Source organism: Streptomyces sp. NPDC001348 (genome assembly GCF_053597535.1).
Genome location: NZ_JBSFIK010000002.1, coordinates 40,480 through 55,680 on the forward strand (window position 1 = coordinate 40,480; position 15,201 = coordinate 55,680).

Below are 15,201 nucleotides of genomic sequence, written 5' to 3' on the forward strand. Positions count from 1 at the left end.
CCGGATGTCGGATGTTCTGGCGAAGATAAGCCCGCGTCAGGGCGCGCGCCGACCGCACACGCCGCCACTCACGAATGGCCGCACGAATACGCCGCACGCATACACTGAGCGCCGTGAGTGGGGAGCAAGGGGGACGGGCCGGCCGCGGAACGCCGTTCGGACGGTTGTTGCGGGAGCTGCGGCACAGCCGCCGGCTGACGATCGAGGAACTGGCCGAGGCGTCGGGCATCTCCGGACGGGCCATCGGGGACATGGAGCGGGGCAGGAGCCTGCGGCCGCATCCCGGAACCGTCACCGCGCTCGCTCAGGGCCTGCGGCTGGACGAGGCGGCCCGTGCCGAGCTGCTCACCGCCGTCCGCGCCGCCCGTCCCGCCCCGAAGCCCGACCCCGCCGTCAAGGCGTCGCCGTACACGCTGCCGAGAGGTGTCCCGGACTTCGTCGGCAGGCACACGGAACTGTCCGTCCTGCGCGCCCTCGCGGAGCGGGCCGCCGGTGACGCCGGCCCGGCACAGCGGGTAGGGGATCCGGCGGCGGTGCCGGTGGCGGTGGTGTTCGGCCCGCCGGGCAGCGGCAAGACCACGCTGGCGGTCCGGCTGGCCAAGGAGTCGGCGCCGTCCTTCCCGGACGGAACGTTCCTGCTGGACATGCGGGGCCTCGACGCCGAGCCGCTCACGCCGGAACAGGCCGTGCTGCGTCTCCTGGGCGCGTGGGGTGTGGGCGACGGCGAGCTGGCGCAGCTCGGCGCCGAGCAGAGGCTGGCGCGTTACTACGCCATCACGGCCGGCCTGCGCGCCGTACTGGTTCTGGACAACGCCGGCAACGAGGCCCAGATCAGGCCCCTGCTGCCGCGCGAGGGACGGCTGCTCGTCGTGGTGACCAGTCGCCGCACGCTCACCGGCCTGGAGGGGGTGCGGCGACTGGAGCTCGGGGCCCTGAGTCCCGAGGAGTCCGCCGCCCTGCTGCGCGCGGTGGTGGGCGCCGGCCGCGTGGACGCCGAGCCGGCCGCCGCGCACTCCGTCACCGAGCTGTGCGGGCATCTCCCCCTGGCGCTCCGGGTGGCCGCCAACTGGGCGGCCACCCGCACGAACTGGAACCTGCAGCGGCTCGCCGACCGGCTGGCCGACGAGGACCGCCGGCTGGACGCGCTCAGCGCCGGTGACCTGCGGGTCAACTCCGCGTTCGCGCTCTCCTACTCCCGCCTCGCGCCCTCGGCCGCACGGATGTTCCGGCTGCTGTCGCTGGTTCCGGGAGGGGATTTCGGCGTGCCGCTGGCGTCCGCGCTCACGGCCGCACCGCTGTTCGCCACCGAGGATCTCCTGGAGGAGCTGCTGGAGGCGGGGCTCCTGCTGACCTCCCGCGGCGACCGTTACCGCTTCCACGATCTGCTGCGACTGTACGCCGCGGCCCGCCACCGCGCCGAGGACGGCCCGGACCAGACCGCGGCGGCCCGTTCCCGCCTGCGTTCCTGGCTGCTGGACACCGCCGTCCTCGCCGGCCGCTGGTACGAGCCCGGCTACGGCGCTCCGCCGCCGGACCCCGACCGCCTGGTCGCCCTCGACGACCGTGACGTGGCGCTGCGCTGGATCAAGACGGAGAGCGACAACTGGCTCGCGGCGTTCCGGGAGGCCGCCGACGCCGGCGAGCACCTCAAGGTCACCGAGGTCGCCGAGGCCATGCACTGGCTGTCGGAGCACTGGGTGTCCTGGGGGCAGTGGACCGAGATCTACGGCCGCGCCGCCGAGGCCGGGGCATCCCTGGGCGACGCCGTGCTGGAGGCCACCCACCGCAACTATCTCGCGTGGGCCTACTGGGCCTGCGAACACCGCCATCCGGAAGCGGTCGCACAGGCCACCCGCGCGCTCGAACTCGCCACGGACTGCTCGGACGTCGGCCAGCAGGCGGAGGCGCACACCTACCTGGCCTGGCTGCAGAACGCGGTCGGCGACCTGTCGTCCGCCACCCGCAACTGTCACCGTGCACAGGAGCTCTTCGACCGGGCCGGCAACGTCAACGGATACCTGCAGACCTGCAATCTGACCATCCTGCTGCTGCAGAAGGCCGGACGCGCGCAGGAGGCCGTCGCGGCCTACCACAAGGTCCAGGACGCTCTCGTCGATCCCCGCAACCGCGACCGCGTTCCGCCCAACATCAGGCACCTCACCGACCTGATCGCCCGGTACCACGTGTCGTTCGTGCATCTCGACCAAGGGCGATGGCGGGAGGCCGTCGAGCTGCTGCGGTCCATCCACGGGAAGTTCGACCCCCTCGGCCGTCACCGGCAGGCGGGCAGGGTTCGCCTCAACCTGGCCCGCGCGCTCGACCACCTCGGCGAAAGTGCCGAGGCCGCCGCCGAGTACCGCGCCGTGCTCACGATGGAGCGCGGCGTTCCGGACACGTTGCTGGAAGAGGCCCGCGCGGGCCTGGAGACGCTTGCCACTCGCGAGGGCTCATCCCGTACGCCGCGCGAAAGGCCCGGCTGAAGTGGCTGGCGCTGACGAAACCCCAGCGCCGGGCGATGCCCGCCACCCCGATCTCGTGGGCCGTCGGCCTCAGCAGGTCGCGGCGGCAGCGTTCCAGACGCTGCGTCCGGATCCAGCCGGCCACGGTGGCCCCGTCCTCTTCGAACAGCTTGTGCAGCCGGCGCACGGACATGAAGTGCGCCGCGGCGATCGTTGCGGGTGACAGGCCGGGGTCGGCCAGGTTGCGCATGATGTGGTCCTTCACCCGCACGAGTGCGGCCGCGGGGGGTTCCGCGGCCGGGGAAGCGGCGCGGCCGCGGTACTCGTCGACCATCAGGGTCAGCAGGTCCAGCGCCGTGGCGGCGACCCGACGGCGGGCGGCGTCGTCGAAGGTCGCCGCTTCGCGCGCCATGGTCGTGAAGTAGGCCGAGACCAGTGCGGCGGTTCCCGTTCCACCGTTGAAGGCGGTCGCCGTGAAACGGCGCAGATCCTCGTCGCCGACATGGAGTTCCTGGCGCGGGAAATGGAACGAGACGAAGGAGAACCCGCCTTCGAGTCGCTTCCGGAACGGGCGGGACGAGTCGGAGAGGGAGAAGTCGCCCGGCTGCAGGAGGGATTCCCGCCCGTCCTGCTCCTTCGTAGCGGTCCCCCGCCGCTGAATGCTGAGGGTGAGGTACTCGCGGCCGTCGCGGGCGATGAGACGCCTGCTCCGCGTCACCGCCTGTGGACCGGCCCGCACATGGGCGATCTGCAGGGGGCCGACCCGCTCGGTGACGATCGTGCCGGGCGACGGCTCCTTCTCGAGGAGGGCGACGTCGAGCGGTATGAAGGTGCGGGACACGACGTCGTGCCAGCATTCCTCGCGTTCGGAGGATGCCAGCGGCGCCGTGGACAGCGTCTTGGACACGTCCCCATGTCATCACCGCGGCGCCCGACGGTCCAGGAAGTATCGGAGGAAGAATCGCAACTGGCGGGCGTCGGGCGACTGTTACGGCACCCCCGCTTCGAAGAGCAGGTACCCCGCGTACGAACCCGAGGCCACCGCGGCGATGCCGAGCACCGCGCTCAGCAGGAGTGGAGGCAGACGGCGCAGCGCCATCGCGGGCGGGAGGAACAGTGGGAAGGCCAGGGAGAGCAGCGCGGCGACGCCGAGGCCCGCGACGAGCGCGGCCGCCGTGGGGCGGTTGAGGCCGGCCAGGAAGGTGAGGATCCCGCGGCGAGCCAACGGCGGGTCATGACGGCATGGCAGGACCAGACGGCGAGTGCCACGTACAGGGATTCCGAGCAGCCCGCCCGCTCCAGGCCCGAGCCGGGCCACACGACCCACAGCCCGGCCGCGGCCAGCCCGGCCCTTCTGCCGCCGAACCGGGCTGCCACGGCGTGGATGCCGAGAGCGGCGACGAACGAGGCGAGGACCGAGACCAGCAGGCCGGCGCCGTACAGTGCACTCCACGACCGTGATCCGCGTCACGCATACGGGAGGGCGCGCCGGCGCCGCCGCTTACCTGTCAGGTCATCGACCCCGCCGTGCCCGCGTGCCACGATCACCGGCGTACGGAGCACGACCGGACGGAGGGACACCATGACCGCCTACGCCATCGCCCATCTCCGCGACGCCACCCCGCACCCGGAGATCCCCGAGTACATCGAGCGCATCAGCGCGACCTTCGAGCCGTACGGCGGCCGCTTCCTCGTGCACGCCGCCCAGCACGAGGTGAAGGAGGGCAGCTGGCCCGGGTTCGTCGTGGTGATCGGCTTCCCCGGCATCGCCGAGGCCCGGGCCTGGTGGGACTCACCCGCCTACCAGGAGATCGCTCCGCTGCGCTCCCGGCACATCGAGGGCGACATCATCCTGGTCGAGGGCGTGCCCGAGGGCTACGACGCCGCCACGACCGCGAAGGCCATGCGGGAGGCCATGGAGCCCGGCCTGGGATGACGCGGGTTGCGAGGCCGCGGGCGTACCCGGACGCTGGGACCGGACCCGGAGGGGGTGAGGAGGCGGGGGGGCGAGGAGGCAGTGTGGCTCCACCACAGCACCCCGCGCACCACGGCGGCTCCGAGGTGTCACGGCGCCGGTTCCTGTGCCTGTGCGCGGGCGCGGGCCTGGGCGCGGCGGCCTGCGACCACGCGCGGGCCGGCCACCCGGCCCGCACCCGCGACGGCGGCCACCGGCCGGAAGCCGAGCGTGACGCCCCGGGATCCCCCGACTGGCGGATCACGTCCCAGGGACCGCCGGAGGCGATCACCGGCTACGCCGACCGGGTGAGCGTGATGCCCGGCGAGGAACTGGGGCTGTTCGTGTCGACGACGGCGCCCTCGTTCCGGGTGTCGGCGTTCCGCACGGGCTGGTACGACGGCGCCATGGCCCGGCGGGTGTGGACCTCCCCCCAAGTGCCCGGCCGCGTCCAGCGCGCCCCGCGGCTCGAATCCGGGACCCGCACCGTCCGCGCGGGCTGGCGTCGCACCCTGACCCTGGACACCGCGGGCTGGCCGGAGGGCGCCTACCTGCTGCGGCTGGACGCGGAAACCGGCCATCAGCGCTGCGTGCCCCTGATCGTGCGCTCGGTCCGGGGAGCGGGACGCACGGTGCTGCTGCACGCCCCGGCCACCTGGCAGGCCTACAACCGGTGGGGCGGCGCCAGTCTGTACGCCGGCCCGTCGGGGGCCTACGCCACGCGGTCCCTCGCGGTCGGCTTCGACCGCCCCTACGACGCCGACGGCGCCGAGAAGTTCCGGGTGTACGAATGGCCCGCGGTGGTGCTGGCGGAACGGCTGCGGATACCGCTCGCCTACAGCACCGGCGTCGACGTCCACGACGACCCCGCGGTGCTGGACGGCGCCGCGGCCGTCGTCTGCCTGGGACACGACGAGTACTGGACGCCCGAGCAGCGCGCCCACGTCACACGGGCCCGTGACGCCGGCTCCAACATCGCGTTCCTCGGCGCGAACACCTGCTTCCGGCGGATCCGCCTGGAGGCCGGTCCGGCCCCGGACGGCCGCACCGTGGTGTGCTACAAGTCCGCCTACCGCGCGGACCCCTGCTACGCCTCCCGGCCGGACCTGGTGACCACCGACTTCCGCGCCGGCCCCGCGCCGGACCCCGAGTCGTCCCTGACCGGCGTGTTCTACGAGGGTTATCCGGTGGACGCGCCCCATGTCGTCCACTCGGCCGGGCACTGGCTGTACGAGGGCACCGGTGTACGCCCCGGCGACGCGTTCCCGCACCTGGTGGGCGTCGAGTACGACCGTGTCACGCCCTCCGCCCCCACCCCGCGCACGCTGGAGGTCACCGCTCATTCGCCGCTGGTCTGCGCGGGCCGGCCCAGCCACAGCGACACCGCGTACTACACCGTCCCCGGCGGTGCGGGCGTGTTCGCCTCCGGCACCATGCGCTGGGTGGAGGCCCTCATGGCCGGCACCGGCGAACTGGGCCGCGACCACGGCATGGACGCCCGCACCCGTGCCTTCGTGACCCGCACCACGGAGAACCTGCTGCGCGCCTTCGCCGAGGGCCCGGCCGCCCGGAACCGGCCATTGCCGCACCCCAACGCACATGACCTGTATGCCACTTGACCGGCGCCCCGGCGAGTCCGGAGCATCCCCGGGTGGGTGTGACGATCAAGGTCCACAAACTTGAATCGTTCGCCTTACTGTACAGCTCGTGTTTTACGGGATAGGTTGGCCGCCATGACCGCATCCCAGACTCCGACCCCAGCCGAGGAGCTGCGCGGTGTCGGCCTACGGGTGACGGCCGCCCGCGTCGCGCTGCTCGAGACCGTCCGGCACGGCGACCACCTCGGCGTCGAGGCGATCGCCTCCGGGGTCCGTGACCGCGTAGGCCACATTTCGCTGCAAGCCGTCTACGAGGCTCTCCACGCGCTCACCTCGGCAGGACTCATACGCCGTATCGAACCGGCGGGCAGCCCCGCCCGGTTCGAGGGACGCGTCGGGGACAACCACCACCACGTCGTGTGCAGGTCGTGCGGCGCCGTCGCCGACGTCGACTGCGCGGTCGGCGACGCCCCCTGCCTGACCGCTTCCCACGACCACGGCTTCTCGATCGACGAGGCCGAGGTCACCTACTGGGGCCTGTGCCCCGACTGTTCCACCGCCCGCAGTACCTGAGCACAGTGATCCATCCAGTGAGCACCGCGATCCACCCAGTTCGGAAGGATTTCCATGACTGAGAACCACGACGCGATCGTCACCGACTCGAAGCCGGAGGAGACGAGCGGCGGCTGCCCGGTCGCGCACGGGCGCGCCCCGCACCCGACTCAGGGCGGCGGCAACCGTCAGTGGTGGCCGGAGCGACTGAACCTGAAGATCCTCGCCAAGGACCCTGTCGTCGCGAATCCGCTCGGCGAGGAGTTCGACTACGCCGAGGCGTTCCAGGCCCTCGACCTGGCAGCCGTGAAACGGGACATCGCCGAGGTACTGACCAACTCGCAGGACTGGTGGCCCGCCGACTTCGGCAACTACGGCCCGCTGATGGTCCGTATGGCCTGGCACAGCGCCGGCACCTACCGCATCAGTGACGGCCGCGGCGGTGGCGGTCGCGGGCAGCAGCGCTTCGCGCCGCTGAACAGCTGGCCGGACAACGGCAACCTGGACAAGGCCCGCCGTCTGCTGTGGCCCGTCAAGAAGAAGTACGGCCAGTCCATCTCCTGGGCCGACCTCATGATCCTCACGGGCAACGTGGCCCTGGAGACGATGGGCTTCAAGACCTTCGGCTTCGGCGGCGGCCGCGCCGACGTCTGGGAGGCCGACGAGGACGTGTACTGGGGTCCCGAGACCACCTGGCTCGACGACCAGCGTTACACGGGTGACCGTGAGCTGGAGAACCCGCTCGGCGCAGTCCAGATGGGCCTCATCTACGTCAACCCGGAGGGCCCCAACGGCAACCCGGACCCGCTGGCCGCGGCCCGCGACATCCGCGAGACGTTCCGTCGCATGGCGATGGACGACGAGGAGACCGTCGCTCTGATCGCCGGTGGCCACACCTTCGGCAAGACCCACGGCGCCGGCCCGGCCGACGCGGTCGGCGACGACCCCGAGGCCGCCTCCATGGAGGAGCAGGGCCTGGGCTGGAAGTCCACTTACGGCACCGGCAAGGGCGGCGACGCCATCACCTCCGGTCTCGAGGTCACCTGGACCACCAAGCCCACCCAGTGGAGCAACGACTTCTTCGACATCCTCTTCGGCTACGAGTGGGAGCTCACGCAGAGCCCCGCCGGCGCCAACCAGTGGGTGGCCAAGGACGCCGAGGCGATCATCCCCGACGCCCACGACCCGTCGAAGAAGCGTCTGCCCACGATGCTCACCACCGACCTCTCGCTGCGCTTCGACCCGATCTACGGTGAGATCTCGAAGCGCTTCCACGAGAACCCCGACCAGTTCGCGGACGCCTTCGCCCGCGCCTGGTACAAGCTGACCCACCGTGACCTGGGCCCGAAGTCGCTGTACCTCGGCCCGGAGGTCCCGGCGGAGACGCTGCTGTGGCAGGACCCGCTGCCGGAGGCCACGGGCGAGGTCATCGACGCCGGTGACATCGCGGCCCTGAAGGCCAAGCTCCTCGAGTCGGGCCTCACGGTCTCGCAGCTCGTGTCCACCGCGTGGGCGTCGGCCTCGACGTTCCGCGGCAGCGACAAGCGCGGCGGCGCCAACGGCGCCCGCATCCGCCTGGAGCCGCAGCGCGGCTGGGAGGTCAACGACCCGGACGAGCTCGCCCAGGTCCTGCGCGTCCTCGAGGGCGTCCAGGCCGACTTCAACGCCGGTTCCGCCAAGAAGGTCTCCCTGTCCGACCTGATCGTCCTCGGTGGTACCGCCGCGGTCGAGAAGGCCGCCAAGGACTCCGGTGTCGACGTGGAGGCCCCCTTCACGCCGGGCCGTGTGGACGCGACCGACGAGCACACCGACGCGGAGTCCTTCGCCGCGCTGGAGCCGACCTCGGACGGCTTCCGCAACTACCTCGGCAAGGGCAACCGTCTGCCGGCCGAGTACCTGCTGCTCGACCGCGCCAACCTGCTCACCCTGAGCGCCCCCGAGATGACTGTCCTCGTCGGTGGCCTGCGCGTCCTCGGCGCCAACCAGGGCGGCTCGTCGCACGGCGTCTTCACCGACACTCCGGGCAGGCTGACCAACGACTTCTTCGTCAACCTGCTCGACCTGGGCACGACGTGGAAGTCCACCTCGGAGGACCAGACCACCTTCGAGGGCCGCGACGCCTCGGGCCAGGTCAAGTGGACCGGCACCCGCGCCGACCTGGTCTTCGGCTCCAACTCCGAACTGCGGGCGCTCGCGGAGGTCTACGCGAGCGACGACGCGAAGGAGAAGTTCGTGCGCGACTTCGTCGCGGCGTGGACCAAGGTCATGGACCTCGACCGGTTCGACCTCGTCTGATCGGTTCGACCACGCCCTGATCGGTTCGACCTCGTCCGATCAGGGCGTGGTCCCGCGTCGGCGTCCAGGCCGGCCCGCCCGGCCTGGATGCCGACGCGTAGGCACCCGCGCTATCGCGCGGGAGCGGCGAACCCCGGCGCCACGCGGGTCAGCCCGAGGACGCCCCACAGGATGAGCAGGGCACCGAACAGCTCGGGCAGCAGCCACCAGCCCGTGCGGATCTCCTCGCCGTACAGCGCCACTCCCAGGCAGAGACTCACCGTCGCGTCGCCGACGGTCAGCGCGGGCTGCGAGGCGACCAGCGGACCGGCCTGCAGGGCGTTCTCCAGCAACAGGACCGCGCCGACGCCGACGAGCGCGAACCCGTAGGTCTGCCAGGTGGTCAGAAAGGCGGGCAGACCGGCGTCCGCGAGCCGGTCCGCGGCCGACTTCATCAGGGCGGTGGTCGGCGCGTTGCCGATCGCGGCGCCCGAGACCAGTGCGGCCGCCCGGAACAGGGCGGAGCGCGACGGGACGGCGAGGGCGACGGCCCCGGCCATCGCCCCCAGGCACAGCGCGAGCACCGGCACCCAGCGCTCCATGGCCGCCTGGTTGCGGGTGCCGGAGGGATCGGCCGAGAACAGGACCAGCGCCAGTCCCGCGACCACTGACCCGACCACCCGCCAGCCAGCGCCGGGCAGCCGCCGGTGCAGCAGCGGTGCGGCGAGCAGCAGGGCGAACGGCAGTTCCAGGATGAACAGCGGCTGGACCAGGGCCATCGGACCGTTGACCAGGGCCACGGCCTGGAACATCGCGGCGCCCGCCAGGCCGGCGACCCCGACCGCCCAGGCGGGGCGGCGCACCAGCGAGAGCAGCAGACGCAGACCACCGCCCCGGGACACCGTGGCGGCCGCCTTGCGCTGGAACGCCGTACCCATGGCGTTGCCGGCGGCACCCATGACGGCGAAGAGCACGGCGAGCACGATCACGTCTTGCCTCGCCCCGGGCTGTACGGCCGGTCGGCGAGGGCGCACGGCGAGCACTGGTGAGCCCTGCACGCGCCCCCGGGCACCCGGGGAGAATGCGCGAGGACGGCGGCCGGACGGCCGGGACGTCCTACTGCGCGGCCCACTGGGGCAGGAAGGCAGGTCGGCCCGGTGCTGTTGCGTCTGCCCAGGTCCGTGACCGAAACGCAGGAGTGCCTGGCCGAGGGGGCGGTGCCGGTCGGTGGCGCGACGCTCGTGTGGGCCACCTGGCTGCGGGACGGCTTCCCGGAGCAGGCCCTGTCACTGCGCGACCTCCCCGAGGCCAACGTGGTCGGGCGTGAGGAGCTGGGCGCGGCCGTCGTCCTGAACCGGGTGGGTGACCCGACGCCGGAGGTGCTGCGCCGGGCGGCCGCCTCGGTGGGGACGGGAGCCGTGCGCCGCACGGCGACGGTCGGCGGCAATCTCGTCGGCAGCACGTTGCGCTGCCTGCTGCCTCCGGCACTGGTGCTGGACGCCCGGTGCACGGTGCTCGAACCGCACGGCCGCTACGAGACGGACCTCTCCGAGGTCCTGGCCAAACGCCCGCTGCTGCTGGGCCTGCACTGGCGTGAACCGCTGGTCAGCGGATACCGCAAGCTGCCCGGTGACCCGGGCGGGGCGCCGCCCCTGGTGGTCGCCGCCGCCGTGCACGCCGAGGGCGGCGGGCAGCACCGCCTCCGGGTCGCCGTCCGTGACGGTCACGAGGTGCTGAGCGGGAGCACCGGGTGCGGCGACGGCACCGAGGAGACCCTCGCCGAGCTGGGGCGCACGGACGTCGGAGCACTTCCCGCCGCCGCCCGGGACGTCGTCCGCGAAGAGGTCACCGGTCTCCTGGCCCGCCTGGCCGGCCGCTGAGCGGGTTGACCCTCCCCTTACGTCAGGCTGCAGGCTGACGCCCGACGAAAGGGAAGGTGCATGGGGTATTCCGTCGGCCAGGTCTCGTCCTTCGCCGGGGTGACCGTACGTACGCTGCATCACTACGACAGGGCCGGGTTGCTGTCCCCCAGCGAGCGCGGCCACGCCGGCTACCGACGCTACAGCGACGCCGACCTGGCCCGGCTTCGACAGATCCTCTTCTACCGCGAACTGGGCTTCCCGCTCGACGAGATCGCCGCGATCCTCGAGGATCCGCAGACGAGCGCCGTGGAGCGGCTGCGGGCCCGGCAGCGGCGGCTGCGCGAGGAGATCGCCAGGCTGCAGCGGCTGGCCGAGATGACGGAGCGAGCCATCGAGGTGCAGCAGACCGGCGTGGCGCTGACCCCGCAGGAACGTTCCGACGTCTTCGGTGAGATCACCTTCGACCTCAGCTACGCCACCGAGGCCGAGCTCAAGTGGCGGGAGTCGCGGACGCACCGGGAGGCGATGGCGCGGGCCGGCGCCCACAGCAAGGAGGACTGGCGACGGCTCATGACCGAGGCCGGCGTCTGGCGCACGCGGCTGCTCGCCGCCTTCGACGACGGGGAGCCCGGTGACGGTCAGCGGGCGATGGACCTCGCCGAGGAGCACCGCCTGCACCTGGCGCGCTGGTTCACCCCGTGTCCGCCGGAGACGCACCGGCGCATCGCGGACGACTTCGTGGCCGACCCGCGTGCCTTCGCCCTCGTCGTACCGCCGTCCCGGCAGCGGCCCGGGCTGGCCGCCTATCTGCGCGCGGCGGTCCACGCCAACGCCTCCCGCCACGAGCGGACCCGCGCCTACTCCGGAGAAGACAGTTGAGAATCCTGATCCCCACAGCCGGTTCGCGCGGCGACGTCGCGCCGTACACGGGCCTGGGCGCCGCTCTGCGCCGTGCCGGACACGACGTGACCGTGGCCGCGTCGGATGCCTTCGCACCACTGGTACGGGACGCCGGACTCGCCTTCCGGGCCCTGCCCGCCGACCCGCGTGCCCGTGGCACGGTCACGAACGGTCGCGAACTGGTGCGCAGTGCGAGCGCGTTCGTCGCCGAACTGGGCCAGGGGTTCGCCGAAGCGGTGGCCGGGGGTACGGATCTGCTGCTGCTGTCGGCCACCACGGCTCCGCTCGGCTGGCATGTCACGGAGGCCACGGGCGAGCCTGGGCGTCTATCTGCAGCCCACCGCACCGACCGGTGACTTCCCGCCCGTGGTCACCGGATCCCGTTCGCTGGGCCGACCGGGCAACCGGCTGGCCGGGCGTTTCGCGCTCCGCATGGCCGACCGGATCTACGAGCGTGCGGTCGTGGACCTGCGCCGCCGTCTGGAATTGCCCCCGCTGTCCGCGGCCGCCATGCGCCGACGGCAGGACCGGGCGGACTGGCCCGTGCTGCACGGCTTCAGCACGGCACTCGTGCCACGTCCCGCCGACTGGCGTTCCCGCCTGGAGGCCGTGGGCAACTGGTGGCCCCACCACGACACCCCCGGACGGCTGCCCGCCCGGCTGGAGGACTTCCTCCGGTCCGGGACCCGGCCGGTGGTGATCGGGTTCGGGAGCATGGCGGCGGGAGAGGGCGAGCGGCTGAGCGAGATCTGTGTAAGGGCCCTGCGGCGGGCCGGGCTACGGGGCATCCTCCAGTCGGGCAGCGCCGGGCTCGCGGCCGACGCGGACGACGTCCTGACCGTGGGGGACGTGCCGCACGCCCTGCTCTTCCCGCGGGTGGCCGCGGTGGTCCACCACGCCGGGGCGGGAACCTCCGCGGCCGTGCTGCGGGCCGGGGTGCCGGGCGTCGCGGTGCCGGTGACCGCGGACCAACCCTTCTGGGCCGGCCGGGTCGCCGCGATCGGCGCCGCCCCGAGCCCCGTACCCTTCCGCTCCCTCACGGCCGAACGGCTCGCCGACGCGCTCGGCCGGGCCGTGGGACAGCGGGCCCATGCGGAGGCCGCCGCGGCGGCGGCGCGGCACATGGCGGCCGAGGACGGGCCGGGCCGGGTCGTCGCGGCGGTCCAGCGGCTGGTACGTCCCGACGATGATCCGGCCGGTACGGGGTACCGGAAGCATTGATCACGCTGTCAACTGCTCTCGGAGAGCCCTGAGATGACCGACGACGCCTATCTGTTCCTACTCGACGACACGGCCGCACCGCTCGGTGTCCCGCCCGCCGCCGTCGGCGAGCTCGCCTGCATGGAGACCCCCGCCGTGCGCGCGTGGCTCGACGCGCACGGAGTGACGGCGACGACCCCGAGGCTGCGGGTGGTGCCGCCCGAGGACACGGCAGCCGTTCCGGAGGACGCCGAGCGGCTGCCGGTCCCGCTCGGGGACGAGGAGTTGAGCCGGTTGCGGCAGCACACCGCACCGGAGAACATAGCCAGGGTCGAGCAGGAACTCCTGGCCTACCGGGACTGCACCGACGGCCGGGACGCCCTGCTCGGGCGGGCCCTGGCAGCCGGTGTCCCGCTGAACCGCGTCGTGGAGCTGACGGGCGAGGACCCCGCCGCCGTGGCAGCCGCCGCGAGATGAGTGCCGGGCGTCGGCATGCGGCCGGCGGTTTGTCCCGGCGAGGCGGGGGGACCCGTCGCCCGGAGGTGGGCGTGGTGGGGCGAGCGCTCTGAGGACGCGGGCCGGCCACGCGAGGGGTGTTCCGGTGGTGAGCGGGGCCGTGCGGGACACGGCCCCGCTCGTCGTGCGCCGCCGCGGACCGGTCCGCTCCTCGTCACCCTGTGCCGCAGCGCTCCGTGTTCCTGCCCTGCCGCCGCAGCGGCGGACGGCCGTCCCGGGCCCGGCGCGCGTCGACCAGTACGGCCCGCAGCGCGTGGTCGATGGCCTGTGGCGGCCCGCCCTCGTGGGCCGACCGCAGCACGTGCCGCGCGACGTCCCGCAGCTTGGTGTTGGTGTGCTGGGAGACGTTCCGCAGCACCTCCCAGCCCTGCTCGGGACCGAGGCGGCTCATGGCCACGACGACTCCGATCGCCTGGTCGACGACCGCGTGCGAGACCACCGCCTGGCGGAGTTGCTCGACCTCCTTCTGGAGGGCGGCAACCTTCTCGGCCAGTTCGTCGTGCTGATCAGTCATCTCGGGCCGTCTTCCTCCCCTCGGCGCAGGGTTCTTCCTCCTCCACCCTCGGTGCCGAAGGCCGCCCCCGCGATCCGCGAAACGAACGGCATCGGGGGGACGGTCCGGAGAACGAAAAGATCCTCGTCACAGCAAAGGAGCCGCGGTGTCCGTGCAGACGCTCACATTCGACAGCGACGACCTGGAACGGACCGAGGAGTTCCTCAGCCGGGCCTACGCCAGGATGCGTATCGGCAGCAGCACTCCGGACACCAGCAGGGCACGGATCACCCGCAGTGCGACGGACTACCTCAGCATCGACGAGCTCGACCTGGACTTCGACATGAGCTACGCGGTGACACCGCTGGGCCGGATCTGCCTCTGCCTGGTCCACGAGGGCACGATCCAGGACCATGTGTACCAGGGGGTCGAGGACTCCTTCGGCCCCGGCGACGTGGTCTCCTTCGCCCCGCCGGAACTGTCCTACGCCGGGCGGATCTGCTCCGCCCGCTACAACATCACCATGCTGGATCCGGCGCTGCTCACCCAGGTCGCCGGGGCGGCGGAAGGACGCGGCTCGCGGCCGGTCGGCCTGACCGGGCACCGGCCGCACTCCGAAGCCGCGGCGCGGCGGCTGCGGGACACCATCGGCTACGTGCGCGATCACGTCCTGGCCGATCCCGAGCTCACGGACCAGCCCCTCGTGGCCTCGACCGCCGCCCAGCACCTGGCCGCGAGCGTTCTCGCCGCCTTTCCGAACACCGCGCTCACCGAACCCACCGGACCGGACCGCAAGGACGCCGCCCACCCGGCGGTGCTGCGCCGCGCTCTCGCCCATATCGACGACCACGCCGACCAGCCCCTCACGGTCGCCGACATCGCGGCCGCGTCACATGTCACCGTGCGTGCGCTGCAGTACGCCTTCCGCCGCCACCTGGACACCACGCCCCTCGCGCACCTGCGCCGCGTACGCCTCTCGCACGCCCATGACGACCTGGTGGCCGCCGACCCCCAGGCGGGAACCACGGTCACGGAGATCGCGGCCCGCTGGGGTTTCTTCCACCCCGGCCGCTTCGCCGCGCTGCACCGTGACGCCTACGGCCGCTCACCGCAGGAGACCCTGCTCGGTTCCTGACCGGTCGCCGGTCGCCGCCGCTGTTGCAACCCCGCGGCGGGAGAACCCGGAACCCTGACCGACGACCACGGCGTGCTTCCCGCCGTGGCGGCCGGGCCACTGCTCGGCGCCGCGGCCATGGCCTGCAGCGACGTTCCGGCCACGGCGCTCGGGACGATCGACCCCACCTCGTGGAGTCTCACGTCGTGGCTGTCCGACGTGGCGCCGCACCTCGCCTACGGTCTGACCGCCGCCTGGGTGTACCGGGCGCTGCCCTGA

The 15,201-nt window shown here is 72.8% G+C and carries 13 protein-coding genes and 2 pseudogenes; 11 read left to right on the forward strand and 4 right to left on the reverse strand.

The window, feature by feature from the left end; translation table 11 throughout:
- Positions 1-113: 113 nt before the first annotated feature.
- Entirely contained in the window at positions 114-2,480 is a 2,367-nt protein-coding gene (locus ACWC21_RS01970) for a helix-turn-helix domain-containing protein (protein ID WP_450877112.1), read from the forward strand.
- On the opposite strand, the gene ACWC21_RS01975 is transcribed toward ACWC21_RS01970, so the two are convergent.
- Both ACWC21_RS01975 and ACWC21_RS01980 read right to left on the reverse strand, forming a co-directional pair.
- A complete protein-coding gene (locus tag ACWC21_RS01975; protein WP_450877114.1) occupies positions 2,368-3,366 on the reverse strand; it encodes an AraC-like ligand-binding domain-containing protein in 999 nt (332 codons plus the stop codon). The two genes, ACWC21_RS01970 and ACWC21_RS01975, sit on opposite strands and share 113 nt — an antisense overlap.
- 219 nt (positions 3,367-3,585) lie before the next feature.
- Positions 3,586-3,899, reverse strand: a pseudogene (locus tag ACWC21_RS01980) (hypothetical protein); the annotation flags it as partial.
- Between the two features lie 142 nt (positions 3,900-4,041).
- Between ACWC21_RS01980 and ACWC21_RS01985 the strand changes: the two are divergent.
- The 4 genes from ACWC21_RS01985 (at position 4,042) to katG (ending at position 8,858) form a co-directional block, all read left to right on the forward strand.
- A complete protein-coding gene (locus tag ACWC21_RS01985; protein WP_450877116.1) occupies positions 4,042-4,395 on the forward strand; it encodes a DUF1330 domain-containing protein in 354 nt (117 codons plus the stop codon).
- The gene (locus ACWC21_RS01990; RefSeq protein WP_450877118.1) at positions 4,392-6,032 is read left to right on the forward strand and encodes a N,N-dimethylformamidase beta subunit family domain-containing protein; all 1,641 of its coding nucleotides are present in this window, start codon (positions 4,392-4,394) and stop codon (positions 6,030-6,032) included. The genes ACWC21_RS01985 and ACWC21_RS01990 overlap by 4 nt, the downstream gene beginning before the upstream one ends.
- Positions 6,033-6,146: 114 nt before the next feature.
- Positions 6,147-6,584, forward strand: coding sequence for a Fur family transcriptional regulator (locus tag ACWC21_RS01995; protein ID WP_450877120.1), 438 nt, complete (start codon positions 6,147-6,149; stop codon positions 6,582-6,584).
- Between the two features lie 54 nt (positions 6,585-6,638).
- Positions 6,639-8,858, forward strand: coding sequence for a catalase/peroxidase HPI (katG, locus tag ACWC21_RS02000; protein WP_450877122.1), 2,220 nt, complete (start codon positions 6,639-6,641; stop codon positions 8,856-8,858).
- 110 nt (positions 8,859-8,968) lie between these two features.
- On the opposite strand, the gene ACWC21_RS02005 is transcribed toward katG, so the two are convergent.
- A complete protein-coding gene (locus ACWC21_RS02005; protein ID WP_450877124.1) occupies positions 8,969-9,826 on the reverse strand; it encodes a DMT family transporter in 858 nt (285 codons plus the stop codon).
- 168 nt (positions 9,827-9,994) lie between these two features.
- On the opposite strand from ACWC21_RS02005, the gene ACWC21_RS02010 reads away from it, so the two are divergent.
- The 4 genes and pseudogenes from ACWC21_RS02010 (at position 9,995) to ACWC21_RS02025 (ending at position 13,276) form a co-directional block, all read left to right on the forward strand.
- Positions 9,995-10,717: an FAD binding domain-containing protein gene (locus ACWC21_RS02010; RefSeq protein ID WP_450877126.1), complete on the forward strand. Its 723-nt coding sequence runs from the start codon at positions 9,995-9,997 to the stop codon at positions 10,715-10,717.
- A 60-nt stretch (positions 10,718-10,777) separates the two neighbouring features.
- Positions 10,778-11,578 carry a MerR family transcriptional regulator gene (locus ACWC21_RS02015; RefSeq protein WP_450877128.1) on the forward strand — a complete coding sequence of 267 codons (801 nt, stop codon included), beginning with the start codon at positions 10,778-10,780 and terminating at the stop codon, positions 11,576-11,578.
- Positions 11,575-12,820 (forward strand): annotated as a pseudogene (locus ACWC21_RS02020) (glycosyltransferase). Before ACWC21_RS02015 ends, ACWC21_RS02020 begins: the two are co-directional and overlap by 4 nt.
- Before the next feature lie 33 nt (positions 12,821-12,853).
- Positions 12,854-13,276: a DUF6003 family protein gene (locus tag ACWC21_RS02025; RefSeq protein ID WP_450877130.1), complete on the forward strand. Its 423-nt coding sequence runs from the start codon at positions 12,854-12,856 to the stop codon at positions 13,274-13,276.
- 193 nt (positions 13,277-13,469) lie between these two features.
- On the opposite strand, the gene ACWC21_RS02030 is transcribed toward ACWC21_RS02025, so the two are convergent.
- Positions 13,470-13,829 (reverse strand): ANTAR domain-containing protein, encoded by a 360-nt coding sequence (locus tag ACWC21_RS02030; protein ID WP_450877132.1) that lies wholly within the window; start codon positions 13,827-13,829, stop codon positions 13,470-13,472.
- 151 nt (positions 13,830-13,980) lie between these two features.
- Here ACWC21_RS02030 and ACWC21_RS02035 point away from each other — a divergent pair, with 151 nt between their 5' ends.
- Both ACWC21_RS02035 and ACWC21_RS02040 read left to right on the forward strand, forming a co-directional pair.
- Positions 13,981-14,943 carry a helix-turn-helix transcriptional regulator gene (locus ACWC21_RS02035; RefSeq protein WP_450877134.1) on the forward strand — a complete coding sequence of 321 codons (963 nt, stop codon included), beginning with the start codon at positions 13,981-13,983 and terminating at the stop codon, positions 14,941-14,943.
- A 72-nt stretch (positions 14,944-15,015) separates the two neighbouring features.
- Positions 15,016-15,201: a hypothetical protein gene (locus ACWC21_RS02040; protein ID WP_450877136.1), complete on the forward strand. Its 186-nt coding sequence runs from the start codon at positions 15,016-15,018 to the stop codon at positions 15,199-15,201.

Coding starts and splice junctions, on each gene's coding strand:
- ACWC21_RS01985 (WP_450877116.1), top strand. CDS start 4,042: ATGACCGCCTACGCCATCGCCCATCTCCGCGACGCCACCCCGCACCCG.
- ACWC21_RS01990 (WP_450877118.1), top strand. CDS start 4,392: ATGACGCGGGTTGCGAGGCCGCGGGCGTACCCGGACGCTGGGACCGGA.
- ACWC21_RS01995 (WP_450877120.1), top strand. CDS start 6,147: ATGACCGCATCCCAGACTCCGACCCCAGCCGAGGAGCTGCGCGGTGTC.
- katG (WP_450877122.1), top strand. CDS start 6,639: ATGACTGAGAACCACGACGCGATCGTCACCGACTCGAAGCCGGAGGAG.
- ACWC21_RS02015 (WP_450877128.1), top strand. CDS start 10,778: ATGGGGTATTCCGTCGGCCAGGTCTCGTCCTTCGCCGGGGTGACCGTA.
- ACWC21_RS02025 (WP_450877130.1), top strand. CDS start 12,854: ATGACCGACGACGCCTATCTGTTCCTACTCGACGACACGGCCGCACCG.
- ACWC21_RS02030 (WP_450877132.1), bottom strand. CDS start 13,829: ATGACTGATCAGCACGACGAACTGGCCGAGAAGGTTGCCGCCCTCCAG.